This window comes from bacterium (assembly GCA_024224155.1).
Classification (GTDB): Bacteria; Acidobacteriota; Thermoanaerobaculia; order Multivoradales; family JAHEKO01; genus CALZIK01.
This window is the reverse complement of sequence record JAAENP010000095.1, coordinates 70895-91246: the sequence shown is the minus strand read 5'-3', so window position 1 is coordinate 91246 and position 20352 is coordinate 70895. Positions and strand designations below refer to the sequence as shown.

Genomic DNA, 20352 nt, shown 5'->3' with positions numbered 1-20352 from the left:
TATTATCTGGCGATGCGAGCAACGATCATCGCGGTCGGCAGCGAGCTCCTCGGTGCGGATCGAAGCGACACCAACTCGCTGTTTCTCGCCGATCAACTGGCCCGTTACGGCATCGAGGTCGCGCGCAAGGTAATTGTGGGCGATCGGCTGGAGGATATCCAGGTAGAGCTCGATCGATCGCGCGATGAGGCCGCGTTGGTCCTCGTGACCGGAGGGCTGGGACCCACCCGGGATGATCTGACCCGGGAAGCGGTGGCCAGGTCTTTGGGCCGTCGTCTAGTGCGAGATCCGGAGATCATTGAAGATATTCAAAGGAAGTTCGCCAGCTTTGGCCGCGAGATGGCGCCGGTCAACGAACGCCAGGCGGACGTGATCGACGGTGCCCAGGTCCTCGAGAACCGGAGGGGAACGGCGCCGGGCTTGCGAATCGAGGACGCCCACGCGACTCTGTTTCTTTTCCCGGGAGTGCCCACCGAGCTCCACGGCTTGGTGGAGCGGACTCTGGTGCCGTGGCTCGAGAGTCATGCTCCGGGCGGTGGTTTCGAGCGTCGAGTCTTCAAGGTCGCCTGCATCCCGGAGTCGGACCTCGAAGAGCGGCTCGAGTCGCTCTACGCCCGCTTCGGCAACGAAGGAGTCTCGCTGCTGCCTTCGCCTGGAGAGGTAATGGTGGGTCTGACCCGAGGAGGATCGCCCGATGAGCGAGCCGTGTGGTTCGAACCGAGAGAGCGGCTGCTGGAGCAGCTCCTCGGGGACCACGTCTTTGGGCGCGCCGAAGAGGCCCTGCTCGAGGCCGAGGTCGGACGCCTTCTCGACAAAGGTGGCAAGACCGTGGCCACGGCGGAGTCCTGTACGGGCGGCGGAGTCGCCGAGAGGCTGACCGCCGTTCCCGGCAGCAGTGCGTACTTTCTGGGCGCCGCGGTGACCTACTCGAACGAGCTCAAGGCCAGCCTGCTCGGAGTGCCGCGACGGGTCATCGACGACCATGGGGCGGTGAGCTCGCAGGTCGCGCAGGCCATGGCTCTTGGCGTTCGCGCGAGGCTGGGTTCAGACTTCGGCCTTGCCGTTACTGGGATTGCCGGCCCTGGAGGTGGCTCCGAAGAAAAGCCGGTGGGGACGGTGCACGTGGCGCTTGCCGGCGACGACGAACCGAAAACGGTTGAACGTCGCTTTCAATTCCCGGGCAATCGCGCCCGGGTGCGGCGGTTGACGACGCAGTGGGCTCTGGATCTGCTTCGCAGGCGACTGCTGGGCGCCGAGGCCTCTGCGCAGGGGCAGCCGGTGGATGGCGACGCGCGGGACGTCGGGTGAAGGCATTCATCGCCCTCGAGGTCCCCGAGAGGGTGACCGTCGGCCTCGCCGAGGCGCTGGCGAATCTGCGCGCCAGACTCCCCCCCGCGAGGTGGGTCCCGGCGCCGAACCGGCACCTCACACTGGTGTTTTTGGGTACCGTTACGGAGGGAGATCTGACGCGCCTGGATGATTCGCTCGGCCCGGTATTTGCGGCTGAGGTCCCGTTCGAGCTCGAGCTCGGGCACTGCGGGACTTTTCCGGCCGGCCGGCCGGGCCGAGTGGTCTGGGTGGGGTTCCGGCCGTCCAAGGCGCTCGGCCGGCTTCAAGAAGCGGTCGCCGAGGCTTGTCGGTCGCTCGACTTCGACATCGAGCGACGACCTTTCTCCCCCCATCTGACCCTGGCCCGATGTCGCAAGCCCTGGTCGAGGCGAGCCTGCGAAGTCTGGAGCAGCGGCCCATCCGGCGGTACCGCAAGGAGCCTTCGGGAGAATGCCTTCACGGTGGACCGCGGCTGCCTTTTCGAGAGCGTGCCGAGAGAGCGGGGGGTGCACTACAGCGTGGTTCGGTCGTATCCTCTGGGGATGCGGACCCCTGAAACGGCTTCCGCGACTCGAGACAGCGAATGAATCCGACCTTGCTTCTGCTTGCGGTTTTCCTGCTGGGCTCCATCCCGTTCAGCTACCTGGCGGTTCGGGTGAGAACCGGCAGTGATCTGCGTCAGGTGGGCAGCCGCAACCCCGGGGCCACGAACGCTCTTCGGACTGCCGGGCCGGTCGTTGCTCTCTTCGGCCTGATGCTCGATATCGGTAAGGGCTTCGTTCCGATCTGGCTCGGGCGGAGCGCCGGTCTGTCCGACGGGATTCTGGCGGCGGCCGCCGTCGCCTGCGTGCTGGGGCATGTCTTTTCGCCGTTTCTCGGGTTTCGTGGCGGCAAGGGTGTTGCCACGGGTTTTGGCGCGCTCAGCGCCCTCAACCCGATCGCTTCGTTGATTGCGGTGGCGATCTTCGCCGCGGCCGTCGCCGTGTGGCGTATCGTCTCGCTGGGATCGATTCTGGCGGTGGCCGCTCTTCCGCTGCTCTGGGTCTTGCCGGAGCAGTGGGGCTATCCGTTGGCCGCGGGACGAATGGGATGGCTGGCCGCGGCGGTCGTCTGCGGGCTGGTGCTCGTGCGCCACACCACCAACTTCCGGAGACTGAGGGCCGGCACCGAATCGCGCCTGGGAGGAAGACCGGTATGACCTGGAAACTGGGGGTGCTCGGAGCGGGATCTTGGGGTACCGCGCTGGCGGTGCATTTCGCCGATGCCGGGCACGAGGTCCTGCTCTGGGCACGGGATGAGGCCTTTGCAGGTGAGTTGGCGAGAAGACGTCAGAACGACAGGTATCTGCCCGGCGTCGAGTTCCCGGAGAATCTCCGTGTCGGGCACGACTTGAGAGAGGTCCACGACAGCGCCCTCGTGCTGGTCGTCGTGCCTTCCCATGGGTTCAGGGAATCCGTTCGGGCCTTTCTTGCGGCGGCGCCGTTCCCAGGAGGGACTGGGACTGAGGGAGCCCGACCGGCGACCCTGATCTCCGCTACCAAAGGCGTCGAGACCGATTCCACCGCGCGCATGAGCGAAGTCTGTGCCGAAGAGGCTTCCGCGGCCGAGTGCGAGGTCCGGTTCGCGGTTCTCTCGGGCCCGACCTTTGCCGCCGAGCTCGCCCGCAATGCGCCCACCGCCGCCGTTGTGGCATCGGAGGTTCCCGAGCTTGCGAAGCGCCTGCGCGAGATGCTGGCGACTCCGAGCTTCAGGCTCTACTCCACGACCGACGTTGTCGGCGTCGAGCTCGGCGGCGCGGCCAAGAACGTGATCGCGGTCGCGGCGGGAGTGGTCACCGGCCTCGACCTCGGGCACAACACCGTGGCGGCCTTGATCACTCGCGGACTTCACGAAATGACCCGACTCGGCGTCGCCTGCGGTGGCGAGGCTCAGACCTTCTCCGGTCTGGCGGGACTGGGCGACCTGGTCTTGACGTGTACGGGAGGACTCTCCCGCAACCGCCGCACCGGTATGGCCCTTGCCGCCGGCAAGAGCCTGGCCGAGATCCAGGCGGAGACCTCGATGGTGGCCGAGGGCATTCGCAACTCGCGCTCGCTGACCCGCCTGGCCGAGCGCCATGGGATCGAGATTCCCATCACCAGTCAGATGATGCGTGTACTCTACGAGGACAAGGATCCGCGCGAAGCGCTGGAGGAGCTGATGAGTCGCGAAAGAAAATCGGAGCACGAGCTTTGACGGACGCCGCCCGCAAACCGTCCAACGTCGTCAACCTGCGCGGCAAGGAAACCGATCTGTCCGTTCGTCACGAGACCGTTGTGGTGCTCGATTTCGGGAGCCAGTACACGCAGCTCATCGCCAGGCGCCTGCGCGAGAATCGTGTGTACTGCGAAGTGCATCCCTGCGGCATGGCGGCGGGCGATATCGCCGAGCTCGCGCCGATTGGCATCATTCTGTCGGGGGGGCCGCAATCGGTCTATGACGACGACGCTCCCCAGCTGGACTCCGGTGTCTTCAACCTGGGCGTTCCGGTTCTGGGCATCTGCTACGGCTTTCAGCTAGTCGCTCAGCAGCTCGGAGGCAAGGTCGAGGCCTCCGGCAAGCGGGAGTACGGTCGCGCCGAGGTCGCGATCTCCGGTGGCAGCGAGCTCTTCAGCAGCCTGGCTTCCAGCGAAACCGTATGGATGAGCCACGGCGACCGGGTGACCGGAGTACCGAAGGGATTTCAGCGTATCGCTTCGAGCGAAAGCGCTCCTGTCGTGGGCCTGGAGAACCCCGAGCGCGGCATCTACGGGATCCAGTTTCACCCCGAGGTGTCGCACACGGTCTCGGGCGACGAGATTCTGCGCAACTTCCTGTACCGAATTTGCTGTGCGAGCGGAGACTGGGCCATGGCCTCGTATCTGGAGGAGGCCATCGCGACGATTCGAAGGCAGGCTCCGGAGGGCCGCGTTCTCTGCGGCATCTCGGGCGGCGTCGATTCGTCCGTGGTCGCGGTTTTGCTTCAGCGTGCGGTCGGAGATCGACTCAGCGCGGTCTTCGTGGACACCGGTCTGCTGCGCAAAGACGAGCGCCGGCACATGGAAAACAGCCTCGGTACGGGTCTGGGGCTCCCGGTTACCGTCGTCGATGCCAAGGAGCGGTTTCTAGAGGCGCTGGCGGGCGTGAGTGAACCCGAAGAGAAGCGTCGAACGATCGGCCGTGTCTTTATTGAAGTGTTCGAAAGGGAGGCGGAGAAGCTCGACGGAGCCAGATACCTGGCCCAGGGAACGCTCTACCCGGATGTCATCGAGTCGGTGTCGGTCAAGGGGCCCTCGGCGGTCATCAAGACCCACCACAATGTCGGCGGATTGCCCGAGAAACTCGGTTTCGAGCTCATCGAGCCGTTGCGTATGCTGTTCAAGGACGAGGTCAGACAGTTGGGGAGGGAGCTGGGACTCGCCGAGGAGTTCATCGGCCGCCACCCGTTCCCAGGACCCGGGCTGGGAGTGCGAATCCTGGGCCGGATCACGCCCGAGCGGGTCAACACCCTGCAGGAGGCCGACGCCATCTTCATCCAGGAGCTACGTGGACGTGACCTCTACAACAAGGTGAGCCAGGCGTTCGCGGTCCTGCTGCCGGTTCACACGGTGGGAGTGATGGGTGACAGCCGAACCTATGAGAATGTCGTAGCGCTTCGAGCGGTCGAGACCCAGGACTTCATGACCGCGGACTGGAGCCCCTTGCCGCACGATTTCCTGGGCTCGGTCGCCAGTCGAATCGTGAACGAAGTTCCCGGTGTGAACCGCGTCGTCTATGACGTGACCAGTAAACCGCCGGCCACGATCGAGTGGGAATAAACGGAACCGCCGGCGGGCGGCTTGGCTAGTCGGGCGCCGGGCCGCGGCTCGACTCCTTCATCGCGATCGGCGAAAGCCGTTCCGGCTTCTTCTTGAGGATCCCGGCAAGCCGCTGAGCGAGGTAGGTTTGCAGGCCCTCCGCCGTTCCGCTCCGGGTGCCGGCCCACTGAATCCAGCCCCCCGCCATCATGCCGTGGCCGCCGCCCTTGCCGCGACGGCCCAGGAGGCGACGCATGAGCCTTCCGGCATCGGCTCTCGAATTGGTCGTCCGCAGAGACACATACAGGCGATCGCCGTGTACGCCGGTGCAGAACGACCAGGTCATGCCCTTCATTCGGAGCAGAAGGTCGGCGATCTCAGGGACTGCATCCGGATTGTCCACCTCGCCGAGGTTGCTGACGACCAGCGTGCCAACGGATTGTAGGCTCTCGAGCGCCTCGTGGAGTGTCTGGTAGTAGGACAGATCGAGCCTGGGGGCCTGGATCCTCGCCAGGGCCCTGAGATCCGCCTGCTGCAAGAGCTCGTCGAACAGCATACGGTCCGGGGCCGAGAACTCGCGCCCGAAGTCCTGCGTTTCCGAGCGCACAGCGTAGAGGAACGCGGTCGCCTCCCTTTTGGTCAGCTCCCAGCCGCTGGCGGCGATGTACTCGGCGATCATCGTTGCGGTCGCTCCGTAGGCGGTGCGAATGTCGGCGAACGGAACCTTCCGCGTTGCGCTGCGGATTGGATGGTGGTCAAAAACCAGGTCTGGCGTGATGCCATCGAGTTGGTTGTTGCCGGTACCCGGCTGCGTGTCGACCAGTGCGTAGTACCTGTAGTTGCGCACATCCAGCCGTCGGATGTGGCTGAGCCGCACGCCGAGCTCCTTGACCATTTCCTGGTTCTCGGCGCGACCGATGATCCCGCCGTAGGCGACGCGAACCTGGCGCCGGAAGGAGCGTCGCAGGATCTTGGCCAGACCGGCCGCGGAGGCGATCGAATCCGGATCCGGGTTGTCGTGCGTGAGGACGAGCCAGCGGCCGGTCTGGGACCTTCTCCGCACCATCTTGGCGAAGAGCTCGTACCTCTCGCGAGTGAGATCGCTGAGCATGTCTAGGCGCCAGATTCTAGCAGCCGGGTTCTGGGAAGACCTTCCCCGGATTGAGAATACCTCTCGGATCCAACGCTTGCTTGATCGCCGCCATTGCAGAAAGCGCTGCGGGCGTCGCTACCTTCGCTAGGTGCCTGCGTTGAGTCCAGCCGATGCCATGCTCTCCTGAGACCGTCCCGCCCAACGATGCAGCGAGCTCGAACAACTCCTCCTCGGCTCGGTCGCGCCGCCGGCGCCAGAGATCGTCCTGGAGGTTCCCCTGCAGCAGATTGACGTGCAGGTTGCCGTCGCCGGCGTGGCCGTAGCAGATCGCGGTCAGCTCGCAGCGCTCGGCGATCCGATGTGCGGAGGCGACGTAGCCGGCCAGACTCCCACGAGGCACCACGGCGTCGGCTTCCTTATAGGAAGATCGGCTCTTGACGGCTTCGCCGATGCGCTCGCGGATGCGCCAGAGTCGGCGTTGCTCGGAGGCGTCGGTCGCGACGAGCGCCTCGGCGCTCAGCTGACCGGCAAACAGAGCGTCGATCTCTGCGGCGGCGGGTAAGAGCGTGTCCGCGGAGTCGCCGTGGAGCTCGAGAAACAGCGCTGCGCCACTCTGAGCCAGCGCCTTCGGGACCGGCTCGAACGGAGCGACCGCCGCCAGCGCCGCCTGCTCCACGAACTCGCATGCCGCCGGGTCGTGACCGGCGAGAAAGATCTCGGCAACGGCGTGAGCGGCGGCGGCGAGCTCGCCGAAGGGCAGGATGAGCGTGAGCCGGGACCGCGGCTGAGCGATCAAGCGCAGGACGGCGGCAGTGATCACGGCGAGAGTCCCTTCCGAGCCGACCAGGAGTTGTGTCAGGTTGTAACCGGCGACGTCTTTGCGGGCGTCGCTGCCGGTTCGCAGGACGGTACCGTCGGCGAGCACCGCCTCGAGCCCGAGCACCCACTTCCGGGTCGATCCATACTTGCAGGACCGGGGTCCGGCCGAATCCTCGGCTAGATTGCCTCCCAGAAGGCACGAGTCGTGGCTCGCCGGGTCCGGCGGGTAGTACAGGCCACTGTCTTGGGCATGCCGCTGCAGATCGCCGGTCACTACCCCGGCTTCGGCCTCAATCAGCAGGTTATCCGGTTCGAAGCGGCGAATCCGATTCAATCGCTCCAGCGACAGCACCCAGCCCCCCTCGACCGGCAGGGCGCCGCCGGAGAGACCGGTACCCGCCCCGCGTGGCACGATGGGGACGCGATGCTCGTGGGCTGTTTCAAGGGTGGCGCAGACTTGCTCGACGGTGTCGGGGAGCACCGCGAGGTCGGGCGGGAACACGAAGCTCTCGGTCTCGTCGCGGCCGTATTTGTCGAGAGCGTCCTCGTCCTGCCGAATCGCCTCGGCCGGGAGCTTCCGGCGCAACGCCGCCAGCGCCTCACCGACTCTGGACTCGCTCGGGCTCACCCGAGGATTGTAGCGGTGAACTCTTCGCCTCGGTGGCCGCCGCTCGGGCTCGAGCTGGAATCACCGGGCGGGTAATCCTCGGGGAATAGCCCTCCGTATCTAACCGTTGTCAGGGGGGAGATCACATGAATGCAAGTAGACGCAACGTTCTCATCGCACTTTTGCTGCTCGGCATTGTGAGCCCGGCCTGCTCTGGAGCCGCTGAGACCGCGTCGGAGGCCGTTGATACGATGCTGGGCCCACTGCCGACGGACGCGCCCTGGGCGCGTGTTCTGGAGAATCATCACGAGTCGGGAGGACTGGACTACGCGGCTCTCAAGGCGGCGCCGGACGACTTGGAGTCCTATCTCGCCAGTCTTGCGGATGCGCGGCCGGTCGAGGCCGAGCGCGAGGAGCGGATCGCCTTCTGGAGCAACGCCTACAACGCCGTCACGGCGAGGTACGTGCTCGAGCTGTATCCAGAGATCGAATCGGTCAAGGATGTCGACGGTTTCTTCGACACCCGGACCTTTCCGGTGGCCGGAGAGCAGCTGACACTCGACGAGATCGAGGGGCGGGCGCGCGCCGAAGGCGACCCGCGAGTCCATTTCGCCGTGGTCTGCGCCTCGACCAGCTGTCCGGACCTGCGGTTCGAGCCCTACCGGGCCGTTGAATTGGATCGACAGCTGGAAGAACAGACCCGAGGTTTCCTGGCGGATCGCGCCAAAGGACTGCGCCTCGCCGGTGGAGAGCTGTGGCTGTCCTCGATCTTCAAGTGGTACGCGGGCGACTTCACCGGGGGTAGCACGGTGGTTGCGTTCTTCGCGCGCAGCGAGATCGTGGACTGGGTCCTGGCGCATTTGCCCGACGACCTGGCCGAGCAGATCCGCACCGTCGATCCGTCGGTCAAGTACCTCGACTATGACTGGTCGTTGAACGACCGGTAGCGGGATCTGAGCTCGATCGGCGCTGCTCTGCCCGGCTGTCATCGGTCCCTACCGCTAGCTCCATTATGAGGTCGACCTGCGGGTCGGAGCCGAGCAGAAACGTGTGCGTGCCGACGACCTCGAAGCCCCAGCGCTCGTAGAACGAGATGGCCCGCGGATTGTGCTCCCAGACTCCCAGCCATACGGTCTGGTTGCCTCTCCTGGCCGCCACCGCGAGGCACTCCTTCATCAAAGCCGCGCCAACGCCGCGTCCGAGAACCTCGCGGTCTACGTAGAGTCGCTCCAGCTCGACGGAGAGCAAGCCCCTCACCGAGGGCTTCGGCTCACCCGATCTGACCTTGGCGTAGCCGATCGGCTTGTCGGCAGGCTCGCCAAAGGCCAGCAGAAAGATGTTCGCCGGGTCGTCGAGTTCCGTTCGGATCTGTGCCGGCGAGAACGAGCGCGCCAGATAGCTCTCCATGTCTTCGGGGGTGTTCTGTGACTGGAAGGTATCCCGGAACGTGCTCTTCGCCAGGCTCGAGAGCGCGACCAGGTCCCCAGCGAGGGCGGGGCGAACATGGAGGCCGCCTCCCGTTCGTGGTCGTCCAGGGTCTCTGCTCACTGTTGGGGTTAGTTCAGCCGATCGATCGGGATGGGAGCTTGTTCTCAGCGAGGAGCTCACTCACGGAGTTTCGAATATCGTCTAGGCACATCTCCATACGGTCGCGGTGGGTTCTAAAACTCAGCACACAGATCCGAATGACGAAGCGGCCGTCGAGCAGGGTCCCGGTTAGAAAAACCCGCTTGCGATCGTTGATCCGCCGGATGAGCTCGCGATTGAGCCGATCGAGATCCTCCTCTTCGAGGTTCGAAGGAGCCAGCCTGAAGGCGACCACCGACAGCTGTGGCGCCGCCACGATCTCGATGCCCTCGATGGTCTGAAGCTCGCCATAGGCCCACTGCGTCAGGTCGAGCTTCTCGTCCAGTGCTTTCCGGAAGCTCTCCAGGCCGTGAATCTTGAGCGGCAGCCATATCCGCAAGCCCCGGTAGTCACGAGACAGTTCGGGCGAGATCTCGCAGAAATCCACCAGCTCGTCCGAGTCCTGCATCGGCGGCATGTAGTCCGCCTGAACCGTGTGCGCGCGCCTCAGGGTGGCGACGTCCCTGACCAGCAGGCAGCCGGTCCCGTAGGGCAGAAAGAGCCCCTTGTGGGGATCAAGGGTAATCGAGTCGGCGCGTTCGATGCCTGCCATGCTTCGACGACCCCGCTCCGTCAGGGCGAAGAAACCCCCGTAGGCCGCGTCGAGGTGGAGCCAGAGCCGTTCCCGCTCGGCGATGTCGGCCAGGGCCTCGAGGTCGTCGACGGCGCCGGTGTTGGTGGTGCCGACGCTACCGACCACCAAAAAGGGCTTGCGTCCCCTAGTGCGATCCGCAGAGATCAGCTCTTCCAGATCGCGGACCTTGATTCGTCGGTCCTCGTCGACGGCCACGTCGCGCACGGCCGACGTCGGGAAGCCGGCGAGCGTCGCCGCTCGCCTGACCGAGTGGTGAATCTGGTTCGAAACGTAGATCGTGCCGTCGAGAAAGTCCTCGGAAAGGCGCTCTCGTCGCGCGGTGAAGATGGCGGAGAAGTTCGCCAGGGAACCACCGCTCGACAGGAAGCCACCGGCGCACTCGGCGTAGCCGAGCATCCGACAGAACCAATTGATGACGTTGACCTCCAGCTGGACCAAGCCCGGTGCGGCCGCCCAGACCGTGACGTAGCGGTTGATCCCGCCGGCAATGAAATCGGCGAGCGCCGATTCGAAGAGCCCACCGCCTGGGATGTAGGCCATGAACCCCGGTCCCGGATTGGTGAAGCTCGTCGGCGTGACGCGCTCGAAGATCAGCTCGAGGAGCTCTCGAGGCGAGGTCCCGAATTCGGGGGCATCTTCCACGAGGGAGGCCGCTAGCTCGCGCCCGCCCGCGGTCTCTAGCGACGGCAGCGAGGGTAGCGATTCGATATGAGCGACGATCCGATCGGTCGCGAGGCGAGTCATCTCGCGCATCTCCTCGGGAGTCGGTTCCAGGGCGCTCCGCCGGTCGGGCATTGCGCGATCCTACTAGAGCGCTGTTCAGCGAAGCGCGGCGTCGAATCGAGCGGTGAGACCTTTGAGGCGATGGGGCGGCTCGTTCGAATAGACCAGGCGCAGGAGTCGATCGCTTCGGCTTCCGCCCCAGCCGGTCATCGGCGTGGCCGCGACCTTGCCTCTTTCCAGGAGGCGGGCGGAGGCCTCGGTGGCGCTCATCCCGAACTCGCCGACATCCATCAGCATCGACCATCCTCCGAGCGGTTTGACGACGTCATAACCCGTCAGCTCGTCGAGAATCACGTCGCGACGCTCCTGCCACGCGGTCGTGGCGGCCGCGAGATCCGAGTCCGGGGCACGGAGAGCCACGGCGGCTGCGCGCTGGGCGATACCGACGTTGCAGACGACGTTCGAGATGTTGACCAAGCCGATGTCGTTGACGATCGCCGGGGGAGCGACGATCCAGCCCACGCGCCAGCCGATCATTCGGTACTCCTTCGACACGGTCCCCACGGTGATCGTCCGATCAACCATCCCGGCGAGCGAGGCCGGGTGCAGCGGCTCGAGCCCGTCGAAGAGAATGCGCTCCATGGCGCTGTTGTAGATCATCCAGGCTCCGGCATCGCGGCAGGCGGCGCAGACGGCGTCCCAGTCCTCTCGAGTGAGCACGGCACCGGAGGGCATGGCGGGGCTCATCATCAGGAACGCTCGGGTGCGCGCGGTTACCGCCGACGCCAGGCTGGAATGACTCAGGCGCCAGATGCCGTCGCGGATCTCGCAGCGAGCCAATCGCGGAACGCCACCGGCAAGGCGTACCCGATTGAGGAGGCCGACGTAGATCGGGTCGGTAAGGACAACTTCGTCGCCCGGCTCGAGAACCGCCAGAAGGACGTTGAGAATGCCGTTCAATCCGCCGGCCGAGATCACGACGGACTTCCTCCACTCGTAGACCGCACCCACGCTTCTCGATACCAGGTCGGCCGCGGCCTGGCGCAGGTCGTCGGCCCCGAGAAACGGGAGATAGCTATTGGCATCGTCTCGTTCCGCAGCCGCCCGGGTGGCCTCCACCACACCCGGCGGCGGGCGCAGGTCGGTGTCGAGGTTCTCCAGGCGCAGGAGCTCCGGGTCGGCTGTCCGATCGGCCAGATCGCCCATCCGATCGACGCCGATTCCGGCTATACCGGAGAGACGACTTACAGGCACTCGGCTTCTTCTCCAAGCGCCCTGAACTCGTGCGTATTCGCGATGTCGGCGGCCACTTCGGCCTCGAAGAGAGGCACCAGAACTCGCGGGTAGCCCGATCCCTCGAAGCGGTTGCGGCAGGCACCACCCGCGCGCAGGCGATTCAACCGCTGTAGCTCACCCAGGTTTTCGGTCGAGAATCCCATGATGTCGAGTCGAGCCGCGTCAGAATACCGTGCCGGTTCTGAGCCGTCGAACTCTCTGCCGGGGAGATGTGGGATCGTCGGCGCGCTAATGCGAGCCGGTCCGATGCAAGCGGACCTCGCGTCCGTTCCGCGTGTAGGTGAGGCGGTCGTCGTTGATCGACCACTCGAGCCTACCCCCGTCCGTTTCGAGCTTGGTCCACTCCTCCGTGCTCGTGTAACGAGCGAGTGGCGTCTCCGGGCGATCGTCCAGGACATTCGTCTCCCAACCCTTGTCCTCGCCGGTGTAGGTCAGAAAGACGAACTCGTGTCCTTTGGAGGTCTCCAGCCTGGCCCGAACCGAATCCCTGAACGACAGATCCTCTTGCTGGATCCTCAGGTTGACGCTCCACTTTCCAATCCAGAAGTCGAACTGCCGATCGGGTTCGCTGGCGAATGCAGAAAAGGCGCGCTCCGGTGGCGCCTCGACTCGTTCATCGGCCCAGAGGTGGCCGGCGGCTAGGGCGAGAGTGGAAGCGAGCAGAATCGGACGCCGCATGTTGGTTCTCCTACCTGATTCTCGAGTTCGGTTCTTATATGCGAGTTGTCTCGAGGAGGTTCTGCGAACTGGACTGGCGTGGGTGGGTGGTGTTTGGAAGTCGAAGAAAGAGATTAGCGCCCGCGAAAGGTCGAAGGCCTGCACCTGGGATAAAATCCACCGCACCGCGCGCTCGTTGGGCCGGAAGGGTGGTTGGCAGGAATGAAGCAAAAGGTCGCGATTGTCTCGAGCGAAGAAGGGCTTGCTGCCCTTGAACCGATTCTCGAGCAGGCTCAGGGCACGGTTTTCGAGCACATCGCGAACCCGGAGGGGGCGGCCAAGAGGCTCACCGAGTCCGCCCCTGAGCTTCTAGTGCTCGTCCATCCTCTGCCCGGGTACGAGACCGTTTCTCTCTGGGATGAACTCAGCGGGCACTTTGGCTCGGCGATGCCGACGACGGTCGTCGTGGCGGAGCAGGAGGACATTTTCGATCTGGAGGCGCTTCGGGAGGCGGGCGTACATCTGGTAACCCTCGGACAGCCTGAAGGGGGCTTCGAGTCGACGCTCTCGTCGTTTCTGCGCAAGGCCCCTCGGCCCCACGCTCGAGTGATGGTGAAGGTCGCCGTCGAGTTGGGCGCCGGCAGGGTTCTCCGGATCGCGCAAACGGTCAACGTCTCTCGATCCGGCCTTCTGATTCGAACGCAGGAGCAGTTTCCGGCGGGTTCGACTCTCGACTTGAAGATGGAGCTTCCCGACGACCCGGACCCGATCGAGGCGCGCGCCGAGGTCGTCCGCATGGCCAATCCCGAGATCGAGGACGTGAGCGGTTTAGGGGCCCGCTTCATATGGTTTCGGGGCAGGGACGAGGAGCGTTTTGACGAGTTCATGCGTCGAGCGGTGATCGATTCGGCCGCGGCCCGTCCGGTCTGAAGGATGGTCGACCCCGGGCGGATGGGTGCTGGGCATCCCCGCCAGCCCTGTTACGATAAGTGCCTCCGCTCGCCGGCAAGGCCGGCGCGATCTCAAATCAGATGATTCGCGAGCTCTTCCACATCGGTTCTTTTTCCATCAGCCCGTTCGGCCTGATGATGGTGCTGGCGTTCCTGGCTTCCTGGGCGGTACTGAGGTGGGGGCTTCGCCGGCTCGAGCTGGGCGACGAGGAAGACTCCAGCGCCCTGCTCCTGGCCGCCGGCATCGGCGGCATCGGCGGTGCCAAGATCTACTACGCGATTCTCTACGGCGACTGGCATCTGCTCTTCGATCGCTCCGGACTGGTTTGGTACGGCGCCTTGATTGGAGGGGCCGTGGCCGTGCTCTGGACGATCCGGCGCCGCAAGCTGGCGGCCTGGCCGGTGACTGATGTCGCCGGGCCGACGGTGGCGATTGGCTATGCGGTGGGGCGAGTGGGTTGTTTCCTGGTGGGAGACGACTACGGTTTTCCCACGGACCTTCCCTGGGGAGTGAAGTTCCCTTACGGTCTGCCCGCGCCGACCACAGCGGGTTTCATGCGCAGCGAGTACGGTGCGGTGATTTCGGACGGTGTCACGGCCAACGAGCTGATCGCCGTGCATCCAACTCAGCTCTATGAGACCTTGGCAGGCCTGATCATCTGTGTTCTGGGCATCACACTGATCAAGAAGCGCATACCGGTTGGCCGGGTGGCCATCATCTCGTTTGGTCTCCTGGCTCTCGAGCGTTTCGGAGTCGAGTTCTTGCGAGCCAAGGACGACCGGATCTTGGACGGTTTTACGGTAGCGCAGGTCCTGAGTGTCGCTGTGATCCTGGTTCTGGGAGGCTTGTGGCTGGTGCTCAGACGCAGAGACGCCCGCCTCGCGACCGAAGCGCCTCGATGACCGATCCGAAGCCTCAGCGCACGCCGCCGCGAGTCTTGACCATTGCGGGCTCCGACTCCGGCGGGGGAGCAGGCATCCAGGCCGATCTCAAGACCTTCTGCGCCCACGGGGCGTACGGCATGTCGGTGGTGACCGCGGTGACCGCGCAGAACACTCGCGCGGTGACGGCGGTCCACCCGATTCCACCCGAGCTGATCTCGGCGCAGATCGAGGCGGTGCTTTCCGACATCGGCGCCGATGCCATCAAGATTGGCATGCTGGCCGACGCTGCGATCGTGCGCGCGGTCGCCGAGGGACTCCGTGGACACGTCCCAGCCGCGGAGGCGCGGATACCGATCGTGCTCGACCCGGTGATGGTCGCCAAGAGCGGCGACGCGCTGTTGGCCGACGACGCGGTAGCCGCCCTGCGCGACGAGCTCATCCCCCTGGCGACCGTGATGACGCCCAATCTGCCGGAGGCCGAGGTCTTGGCGGGTCGCTCGGCGACGTCGCTCGGGGACCGTCTCGAGCTCGCCAAGGCCCTTGCCGCGCTCGGCCCGGCGGTGGTCTTGAAGGGAGGGCACGCCGAAGACGGCGCCGGGTGCCCGAGTAGGGAGATCGAGGACATTCTCTGTGACGGATCTACGACGGAGACTTTTGTGCACCCGAGAATCCAGTCGAGTTCGACCCACGGCACGGGTTGTACACTGTCGTCGGCGATTGCGGCGCGTCTGGCCAGGGGAGACACGGTGCGTGCTGCCGTCGCCGGAGCGATCGAGTATCTACAAGGCGCGATCGCGACCGCCTTCGATGTCGGAAAGGCGGCGCCGGACCGCCACGGCCCGGTGAATCATCTCTACCGGTGGAGCGTAGACGATGGCTGATCCCGCCGAAGGTCGGGCTCTCGACCTTTTGGTCGTCGGCGCCGGGCCGACCGGCATCGCGATCGGTGCTCGAGCGCGCCAGGCTGGCCTTGACGTCGTGCTGGTCGACCGCGGTCCGCTGGCCGCGGCGTTGGTCGACTTCCCGGTGTACATGAACTTCTTCACCACTCGCGACCTGATGGAGATCGCGGGAGTGCCCTTGACGACGCCGCACGACAAGCCAAGCCGGCGGGAGGCTCTGGCCTATTACCGTGCTGTGGCCGCGCAGTTCGAGATCCCCCTGGCGTTGAATCAGGAGGTCGTCCGGTTGCACAAAGGGGGAGACGCCTTCGAGGTCGTCAGCCGGAGGTCGGGCGAGGGGAGTCCGGAGAGAGTCTGGCGTGCCCGCGCCGTGGCTCTGGCTCAGGGATATTTCCACCGGCCGCGCTTGCTCTCGAAACCGGGCGAAGAGCATGCCTGGGTTCATTGTCGCTACCTCGAGCCCTATCGGCACTTCGGCGAGCATGTCGCTATCGTCGGTGGCGGGAACTCGGCGTTGGAAGCGGCTCTGGATCTGTGGCGCAACCACGTGCGGGTCACGGTCATTCACCGCGGTGACTCGGTTAAAGACACAGTCAAGTACTGGCTGAAGCCCGATTTCGAGAATCGGGTCGCCGAGGGCTCGATCGAGTTTCGGCCGAGCTCGATCGTCCGTGCCTTCGAACAGGGCGGCGACGGTTCTCGGTCGCTCGAGCTCGAGACCCCGGCCGGGGTCGAGTCTCTCGCGGTCGACGCGGCCTATGTTCTGATCGGCTACGAGCCCGATACCGGGCTCGCTCGTCAGTGCGGCGTGACGTTCGCCGAGGAGACCCTGGTGCCCACATTCGACCGCGAGTCCTGCGAGTCCAATGTCGAGGGTCTTTACCTGGCCGGTACGATCCAGGCCGGCCGCGACATCGGCACGCTGTTTATCGAGAACTCCCGGGTCCATGCGGATCGCATCGTCGAGCATGTCGTGTCCAGGAGGAAGGAATAGAGCTCAAAGGGGGCTGGATGCCCCCGGCATGAGGTTTGCGTTCAGGAGTTGGTATGAGACACACGACGCTTTTTCTCGCTGTCTTCGCTGTGCTGGTTTCTGGCCTCCTTGCCTCGCCGCTGGCCGTCCGGGCGCAGGATGACCGTTCGACCGCGGAGCCGGCCGCCCAAGAGGTGGCTCCTTCGCCACTGCCGGGAGTTTTCGGTGAGGTGCTGGATGTCAGGGTGATCAACCTGGAGGTCGTGGTCACCGACAAACAGGAGACACAGGTCCTGGGCTTGGGGGCGGACGACTTCAAGTTGATGGTCGACGGCGCCGACGTCCCGATCGACTATTTCAGTGAGATCCGGGGAGGGGTGGCGCTGGAGGCCCCGGCTCCGGGCGCTGGCGAGGCCAAAGGGCTGCCCGGGGTCCTTTCGGTGACGCCCGGCGAGGCCGTCGGCACGAGCTATCTGGTCTTCATCGACGACTTCTTCGCCATCAAGACCGATCGCGATGCCGTACTGCGGTCGCTCAAGGATGATCTTCCTTACCTCAAGCCGGAAGACCGAATGGCGATCGTCGCCTATGACGGCAAGGATCTCGAGATGCTGAGCAGCTGGAGCGGTCTGCAGCGGCCTCTCGAGCGCGCGATCGATGACGCCATGGGTCGGAGGTCCCAGGGCCTGTTGAGGCTCGCCGAGAGGAAGCGTTACGATTTTCTGACCTTCGACGGGCTCGAGTTCCTCAGCGACGACCTCCAGGTTGGAAGCAGCATATTCAGAACCGAGCTCACCCCCGAGGAGAGGACGTACGTCGAGCTGGTCACCGAGCAGGTCAACCGATCCGTCGCCGCGGCATCGGCGACGCTGCGCAGCTTTGCCAAGCCCCCGGGGCGCAAGGTCATGATTATTCTGTCCGGCGGCTGGCCGTTCGTGCCCGCCGACTTCCTGTTGAGCGACGCCAGCCGGATTCTCTTCGATCGGGGCGGCCCCTATGGCAACAACCTCTACCGGCGTCTGGTGGAGACCGCCAACGTGCTTGGCTACACGCTCTACCCGGTCGATCTTCCGGGTCTGGATCGTCAGATTACCGACATCACGCGAGCCGAGTTCTCCAATGTTCCCGAGCCCGGAACCGTGGAGACCAGCGGTTTCCTGCGCGAAGTCGAGGTGCATTCGACACTGCGCTATCTGGCCAAGGAGACCGGGGGCGAGGCCCGGATCAACTCCCAACGCATGGGAGCTCTGGAGCGGGTCTCGGATGACGTTCAGTCGTACTACTGGCTGGGCTTCACGCCCCAGCGCGAGCGCGACGACGCGTCCCACGAAGTCGAGATCCAGCTCCGCAATCCTGACTTCATTGCCCGCTCGCGCGGCAGCTTTCTGGATTCCTCGCGAGAGCGGGAGGTGTCGATGGCGGTTGAAAGCACGCTTCTTTTCGGCAACGCCGCGGCGGCGGGCTCGGTCGACGTCGAGGTCGGCACTCCGGTCGATGCGGTCAAGCGCCGCATGGAGATACCGATCAAGGTGTCGATCCCGCTTGATCAGGTCACCATTCTGCCGATCGGGGATCGTTTTGCCACCGAGCTCGAGTTGAGGGTTGCCGTACAGGACGAAGATGGCCAGCAGGCCCCGATTCCGGTGATCCCGTGGAGACTCGCCTTCGCCGAGATGCCGCCCGCCGGGGCCGTCGGGACCTACGAAACCACGCTGCTCCTGCGCCGAAAGATCCACGATGCCGTGGTCGCGGTCCACGATCCCGCCAGTGGTAGGATCTTCGCGACCGGTTTCGGGATCACTCCTGTCGACAGGTAGGCGCGGCCGGGGCGTCGCAGACGACCGCCCAACCTCGTTTCAGCCAGGCATGACAACCAGAATCAAGCTATCGCTGTTGCTGCCCGTTGTGCTGCTTCTGGGTGCCGGTCCGATTCTGGGACAGGAGCAGGCCGGAGAAGAGGCCGCCACGGACGACTTCTTCTTCGAGACGGTCGACGTCAATGTGGTCAACGTCGAGGTCTACGTGACCGACAGGAAAGGCGAGCCGATCACGGGACTGACAAGGAACGATTTCGAGATTCTCGAAGACAAACGTCCCATGGAGATCACCAATTTCTACGTCACCGAAGAGGGTCGGCCGATCATCCCGACCCGGGTGGAACTGCCGGAAACGGCGGCGGAGATTCCGGGAATCGAACGTTCGGCGATGTCACTGATTCCGGAGAGTCAGAGGCTCTACGTCGCGGTCTATATCGACAACTTCAACATCCGGCCCTTCAACCGCAATCGAGTGTTTCGCGATCTGCGACAGTTTCTCAGTGACGAGCTGACCGAGCAGGATCAGGTCATGCTGGTTTCCTACGATCGCAGCCTGAAGGTGCGCCACGCGTTCACCAACGATGCGGGAGTGATCTCGCGTGCCTTGTTCGAGCTGGAGAATCTGACCGGCCATGCCCTGGCTCGCGACTCCGAGCGGCGCGAGCTGCTGCAGGAGATCGATCAAGCCGATGAGCTGGTTGAGGTCGAGTACCGGGTCAGGCAGTACGCGGAGGAGCTCTACAACAACGCCAGCTTCACCTTGAGCGCGCTCAAGGAGTACATTGGCTCTCTCGCCGGCTTGGAGGGAAGAAAGGCGCTCATCTACGTCAGCGACGGTCTCGAGATGATCCAGGGCGAGGACCTATTCAACGCTCTTCAGCGGAAATTCCTGCACTCTTCCGGTCTTTCGGGCATGATGGACTTCAACACCCAGCGGGAGTTTCAGAGAGTCACCCAGCTGGCGAATTCGAATCGCGTCGCCCTGTACACGGTCGATGCCGCGGGCCTGCGCGTTTCGTCGAGCGTGTCCGCGGATTCGAAAGGGCTCCAGACCCCCGGGTTGGGCTCGTTCGTCGACTCGATCTACATCAGCAACCTGCAGTCGCCACTGATCTACATGGCCGAACAGACCGGCGGACAGGCGATCATCAATTCCAACCGGGTCGGACCCGGGCTGGCAAAGATCGGTCGCGACTTCGACACCTACTATTCGCTAGGGTACGCGCCCAGCCATACCGGCGATGGCAAGTACCACAAGATCACGGTGCGTCTGAAGGACCAGCGGAAGGGCATCAAGCTCCGCCATCGAGAGGGCTATCGCGACAAGGACCTGAGAGGGCGAATGGCCGACAAAACCACTTCGACCCTGATGTACGGTTTCGAGAGCAACCCGATGGCGGTGGCCTTGCACGTCGGCAAGGAGAACCTCCGGGAGGGCGGCAACTACGTTGTGCCGGTGGCGGTGATGGTACCGATCGGCGAGCTGGAGCTGGTGCCTCGGGAGCGCTTCCACCAGGGACGAGTCAAGCTCTTCTTCTCGGCGATGGACGACGAGGGAAGGATGTCCGACCTTCAAGAAATACCGCTCGACATTCAGATACCCACCGACGAGGTCGAGATCGCCGTCGAGAAGCCCTACGTCTACACGGTCTCGCTGGAAATGCGGGGTGGCAGCCACCGGCTCGCAGTCGGAGTGCGAGACGAGATCGGAGCGACGGAGTCGTTCGTTTCCAGAACGGTCTACGTCGGGGCGGGATGAGTCGGTGGCATAGCCGCTGGTCCGATCTGCTGGCTCCCCTGGGCCAGGCGGGCCTGGATCTGGCTCGAGCCGAGTACGACGTCGTATCGAGCGAGATCCGGACCTCCGGCAGAACGCTGGTCAGGGCTCTTCTGCTGCTCTTGATCGGGATGTTCGCTCTCTTCTGGGCGGTTGGCGTCGTGGCGCTGGTTCTGGTCGAGGTCGGCTCTCTTTGGCTGCCGCGGTGGGGCGCGGCGCTGGGTGTCCTCGGACTGTTCCTTCTGGTCGGTCTGATCTTCGCCGTCGTCGCCCGCCGGAGGCTTGGTCGGATCGAGCGCCCGACCGAGACCGTGAGGCGGCGGTTGAGCGAGCACCGAGATTGGTGGGACCGGCGAATCGCTGCGGGAGGTCCACCGCACCGGCGTGCCCCGGGCCACGGAGACTCTTCGGGGGACACGCGCGGCGGGGGAGCGCACCCCGGACCCGACACCGAGTCTTCCGACGACCGCTTGTAGCAAGAAGCCGCA

Annotated in this window: 20 protein-coding genes; 13 read left to right on the top strand and 7 right to left on the bottom strand. The window is 64.7% G+C overall.

Annotated elements, in window-relative coordinates; translation table 11 throughout:
- Positions 1 to 12 precede the first annotated feature (12 nt).
- Genes GY769_05445 through guaA form a run of 5 tightly spaced genes read left to right on the top strand, consistent with a single transcriptional unit; the run spans position 13 to position 5165 of the window.
- Positions 13 to 1308, top strand: coding sequence for a competence/damage-inducible protein A (locus tag GY769_05445; GenBank protein ID MCP4201364.1), 1296 nt, complete (start codon positions 13 to 15; stop codon positions 1306 to 1308).
- A complete protein-coding gene (thpR, locus tag GY769_05440) occupies positions 1305 to 1916 on the top strand; it encodes an RNA 2',3'-cyclic phosphodiesterase (protein ID MCP4201363.1) in 612 nt (203 codons plus the stop codon). Before GY769_05445 ends, thpR begins: the two co-directional genes overlap by 4 nt.
- Complete coding sequence (gene plsY / locus GY769_05435; protein ID MCP4201362.1) at positions 1913 to 2527, top strand: glycerol-3-phosphate 1-O-acyltransferase PlsY; 615 nt, start codon at positions 1913 to 1915, stop codon at positions 2525 to 2527. The genes thpR and plsY overlap by 4 nt, the downstream gene beginning before the upstream one ends.
- Positions 2524 to 3564: an NAD(P)-dependent glycerol-3-phosphate dehydrogenase gene (locus GY769_05430; GenBank protein ID MCP4201361.1), complete on the top strand. Its 1041-nt coding sequence runs from the start codon at positions 2524 to 2526 to the stop codon at positions 3562 to 3564. The genes plsY and GY769_05430 overlap by 4 nt, the downstream gene beginning before the upstream one ends.
- 56 nt (positions 3565 to 3620) lie before the next feature.
- Positions 3621 to 5165: a glutamine-hydrolyzing GMP synthase gene (gene guaA / locus GY769_05425; protein ID MCP4201360.1), complete on the top strand. Its 1545-nt coding sequence runs from the start codon at positions 3621 to 3623 to the stop codon at positions 5163 to 5165.
- A 25-nt stretch (positions 5166 to 5190) separates the two neighbouring features.
- Here the strand turns inward: guaA and GY769_05420 are convergent, their stop codons facing one another.
- Together GY769_05420 and GY769_05415 are read right to left on the bottom strand one after the other, a co-directional pair.
- Positions 5191 to 6255: a hypothetical protein gene (locus tag GY769_05420; GenBank protein MCP4201359.1), complete on the bottom strand. Its 1065-nt coding sequence runs from the start codon at positions 6253 to 6255 to the stop codon at positions 5191 to 5193.
- 16 nt (positions 6256 to 6271) lie between these two features.
- Positions 6272 to 7684, bottom strand: coding sequence for an FAD-binding oxidoreductase (locus tag GY769_05415; GenBank protein MCP4201358.1), 1413 nt, complete (start codon positions 7682 to 7684; stop codon positions 6272 to 6274).
- 125 nt (positions 7685 to 7809) lie between these two features.
- On the opposite strand from GY769_05415, the gene GY769_05410 reads away from it, so the two are divergent.
- The gene (locus tag GY769_05410) at positions 7810 to 8610 is read left to right on the top strand and encodes a DUF547 domain-containing protein (GenBank protein MCP4201357.1); all 801 of its coding nucleotides are present in this window, start codon (positions 7810 to 7812) and stop codon (positions 8608 to 8610) included.
- On the opposite strand, the gene GY769_05405 is transcribed toward GY769_05410, so the two are convergent.
- From GY769_05405 to GY769_05385, 5 genes are all read right to left on the bottom strand, one after another.
- Positions 8570 to 9211: a GNAT family N-acetyltransferase gene (locus tag GY769_05405; GenBank protein ID MCP4201356.1), complete on the bottom strand. Its 642-nt coding sequence runs from the start codon at positions 9209 to 9211 to the stop codon at positions 8570 to 8572. The genes GY769_05410 and GY769_05405 overlap by 41 nt on opposite strands.
- Positions 9212 to 9224: 13 nt before the next feature.
- Positions 9225 to 10679, bottom strand: a complete 1455-nt coding sequence (locus GY769_05400; protein ID MCP4201355.1) for an aminotransferase class V-fold PLP-dependent enzyme — start codon at positions 10677 to 10679, stop codon at positions 9225 to 9227.
- A 24-nt stretch (positions 10680 to 10703) separates the two neighbouring features.
- Positions 10704 to 11861 (bottom strand): pyridoxal phosphate-dependent aminotransferase, encoded by a 1158-nt coding sequence (locus tag GY769_05395; protein ID MCP4201354.1) that lies wholly within the window; start codon positions 11859 to 11861, stop codon positions 10704 to 10706.
- The gene (locus GY769_05390; GenBank protein ID MCP4201353.1) at positions 11852 to 12046 is read right to left on the bottom strand and encodes a hypothetical protein; all 195 of its coding nucleotides are present in this window, start codon (positions 12044 to 12046) and stop codon (positions 11852 to 11854) included. The genes GY769_05395 and GY769_05390 overlap by 10 nt, the downstream gene beginning before the upstream one ends.
- 85 nt (positions 12047 to 12131) lie before the next feature.
- Positions 12132 to 12581 (bottom strand): hypothetical protein, encoded by a 450-nt coding sequence (locus GY769_05385; protein MCP4201352.1) that lies wholly within the window; start codon positions 12579 to 12581, stop codon positions 12132 to 12134.
- Positions 12582 to 12782: 201 nt separating this feature from the next.
- On the opposite strand from GY769_05385, the gene GY769_05380 reads away from it, so the two are divergent.
- The 7 genes from GY769_05380 (at position 12783) to GY769_05350 (ending at position 20340) form a co-directional block, all read left to right on the top strand.
- Positions 12783 to 13490 carry a hypothetical protein gene (locus GY769_05380; protein ID MCP4201351.1) on the top strand — a complete coding sequence of 236 codons (708 nt, stop codon included), beginning with the start codon at positions 12783 to 12785 and terminating at the stop codon, positions 13488 to 13490.
- 101 nt (positions 13491 to 13591) lie between these two features.
- Positions 13592 to 14413 (top strand): prolipoprotein diacylglyceryl transferase, encoded by an 822-nt coding sequence (locus GY769_05375; GenBank protein MCP4201350.1) that lies wholly within the window; start codon positions 13592 to 13594, stop codon positions 14411 to 14413.
- Positions 14410 to 15276, top strand: a complete 867-nt coding sequence (thiD, locus tag GY769_05370; protein ID MCP4201349.1) for a bifunctional hydroxymethylpyrimidine kinase/phosphomethylpyrimidine kinase — start codon at positions 14410 to 14412, stop codon at positions 15274 to 15276. Before GY769_05375 ends, thiD begins: the two co-directional genes overlap by 4 nt.
- Positions 15269 to 16291: an NAD(P)-binding domain-containing protein gene (locus GY769_05365; protein MCP4201348.1), complete on the top strand. Its 1023-nt coding sequence runs from the start codon at positions 15269 to 15271 to the stop codon at positions 16289 to 16291. The genes thiD and GY769_05365 overlap by 8 nt, the downstream gene beginning before the upstream one ends.
- 53 nt (positions 16292 to 16344) lie before the next feature.
- Positions 16345 to 18087: a VWA domain-containing protein gene (locus GY769_05360; protein MCP4201347.1), complete on the top strand. Its 1743-nt coding sequence runs from the start codon at positions 16345 to 16347 to the stop codon at positions 18085 to 18087.
- A 49-nt stretch (positions 18088 to 18136) separates the two neighbouring features.
- Positions 18137 to 19846, top strand: a complete 1710-nt coding sequence (locus GY769_05355) for a VWA domain-containing protein (GenBank protein ID MCP4201346.1) — start codon at positions 18137 to 18139, stop codon at positions 19844 to 19846.
- On the top strand, positions 19843 to 20340 hold the full coding sequence (locus tag GY769_05350; GenBank protein MCP4201345.1) for a hypothetical protein: 498 nt from the start codon (positions 19843 to 19845) through the stop codon (positions 20338 to 20340). Before GY769_05355 ends, GY769_05350 begins: the two co-directional genes overlap by 4 nt.
- Positions 20341 to 20352 lie beyond the last annotated feature (12 nt).

Bases quoted from the DNA above. Each gene is read 5' to 3' on its own strand.
- GY769_05360 (MCP4201347.1), top strand. From the start codon at position 16,345: ATGAGACACACGACGCTTTTTCTCGCTGTCTTCGCTGTGCTGGTTTCT.
- GY769_05410 (MCP4201357.1), top strand. From the start codon at position 7,810: ATGAATGCAAGTAGACGCAACGTTCTCATCGCACTTTTGCTGCTCGGC.
- GY769_05420 (MCP4201359.1), bottom strand. From the start codon at position 6,255: ATGCTCAGCGATCTCACTCGCGAGAGGTACGAGCTCTTCGCCAAGATG.
- plsY (MCP4201362.1), top strand. From the start codon at position 1,913: ATGAATCCGACCTTGCTTCTGCTTGCGGTTTTCCTGCTGGGCTCCATC.
- GY769_05355 (MCP4201346.1), top strand. From the start codon at position 18,137: ATGACAACCAGAATCAAGCTATCGCTGTTGCTGCCCGTTGTGCTGCTT.
- GY769_05445 (MCP4201364.1), top strand. From the start codon at position 13: ATGCGAGCAACGATCATCGCGGTCGGCAGCGAGCTCCTCGGTGCGGAT.
- GY769_05400 (MCP4201355.1), bottom strand. From the start codon at position 10,679: ATGCCCGACCGGCGGAGCGCCCTGGAACCGACTCCCGAGGAGATGCGC.
- GY769_05390 (MCP4201353.1), bottom strand. From the start codon at position 12,046: ATGGGATTCTCGACCGAAAACCTGGGTGAGCTACAGCGGTTGAATCGC.
- GY769_05350 (MCP4201345.1), top strand. From the start codon at position 19,843: ATGAGTCGGTGGCATAGCCGCTGGTCCGATCTGCTGGCTCCCCTGGGC.
- thiD (MCP4201349.1), top strand. From the start codon at position 14,410: ATGACCGATCCGAAGCCTCAGCGCACGCCGCCGCGAGTCTTGACCATT.
- GY769_05365 (MCP4201348.1), top strand. From the start codon at position 15,269: ATGGCTGATCCCGCCGAAGGTCGGGCTCTCGACCTTTTGGTCGTCGGC.
- GY769_05430 (MCP4201361.1), top strand. From the start codon at position 2,524: ATGACCTGGAAACTGGGGGTGCTCGGAGCGGGATCTTGGGGTACCGCG.
- GY769_05385 (MCP4201352.1), bottom strand. From the start codon at position 12,581: ATGCGGCGTCCGATTCTGCTCGCTTCCACTCTCGCCCTAGCCGCCGGC.
- GY769_05375 (MCP4201350.1), top strand. From the start codon at position 13,592: ATGATTCGCGAGCTCTTCCACATCGGTTCTTTTTCCATCAGCCCGTTC.
- GY769_05380 (MCP4201351.1), top strand. From the start codon at position 12,783: ATGAAGCAAAAGGTCGCGATTGTCTCGAGCGAAGAAGGGCTTGCTGCC.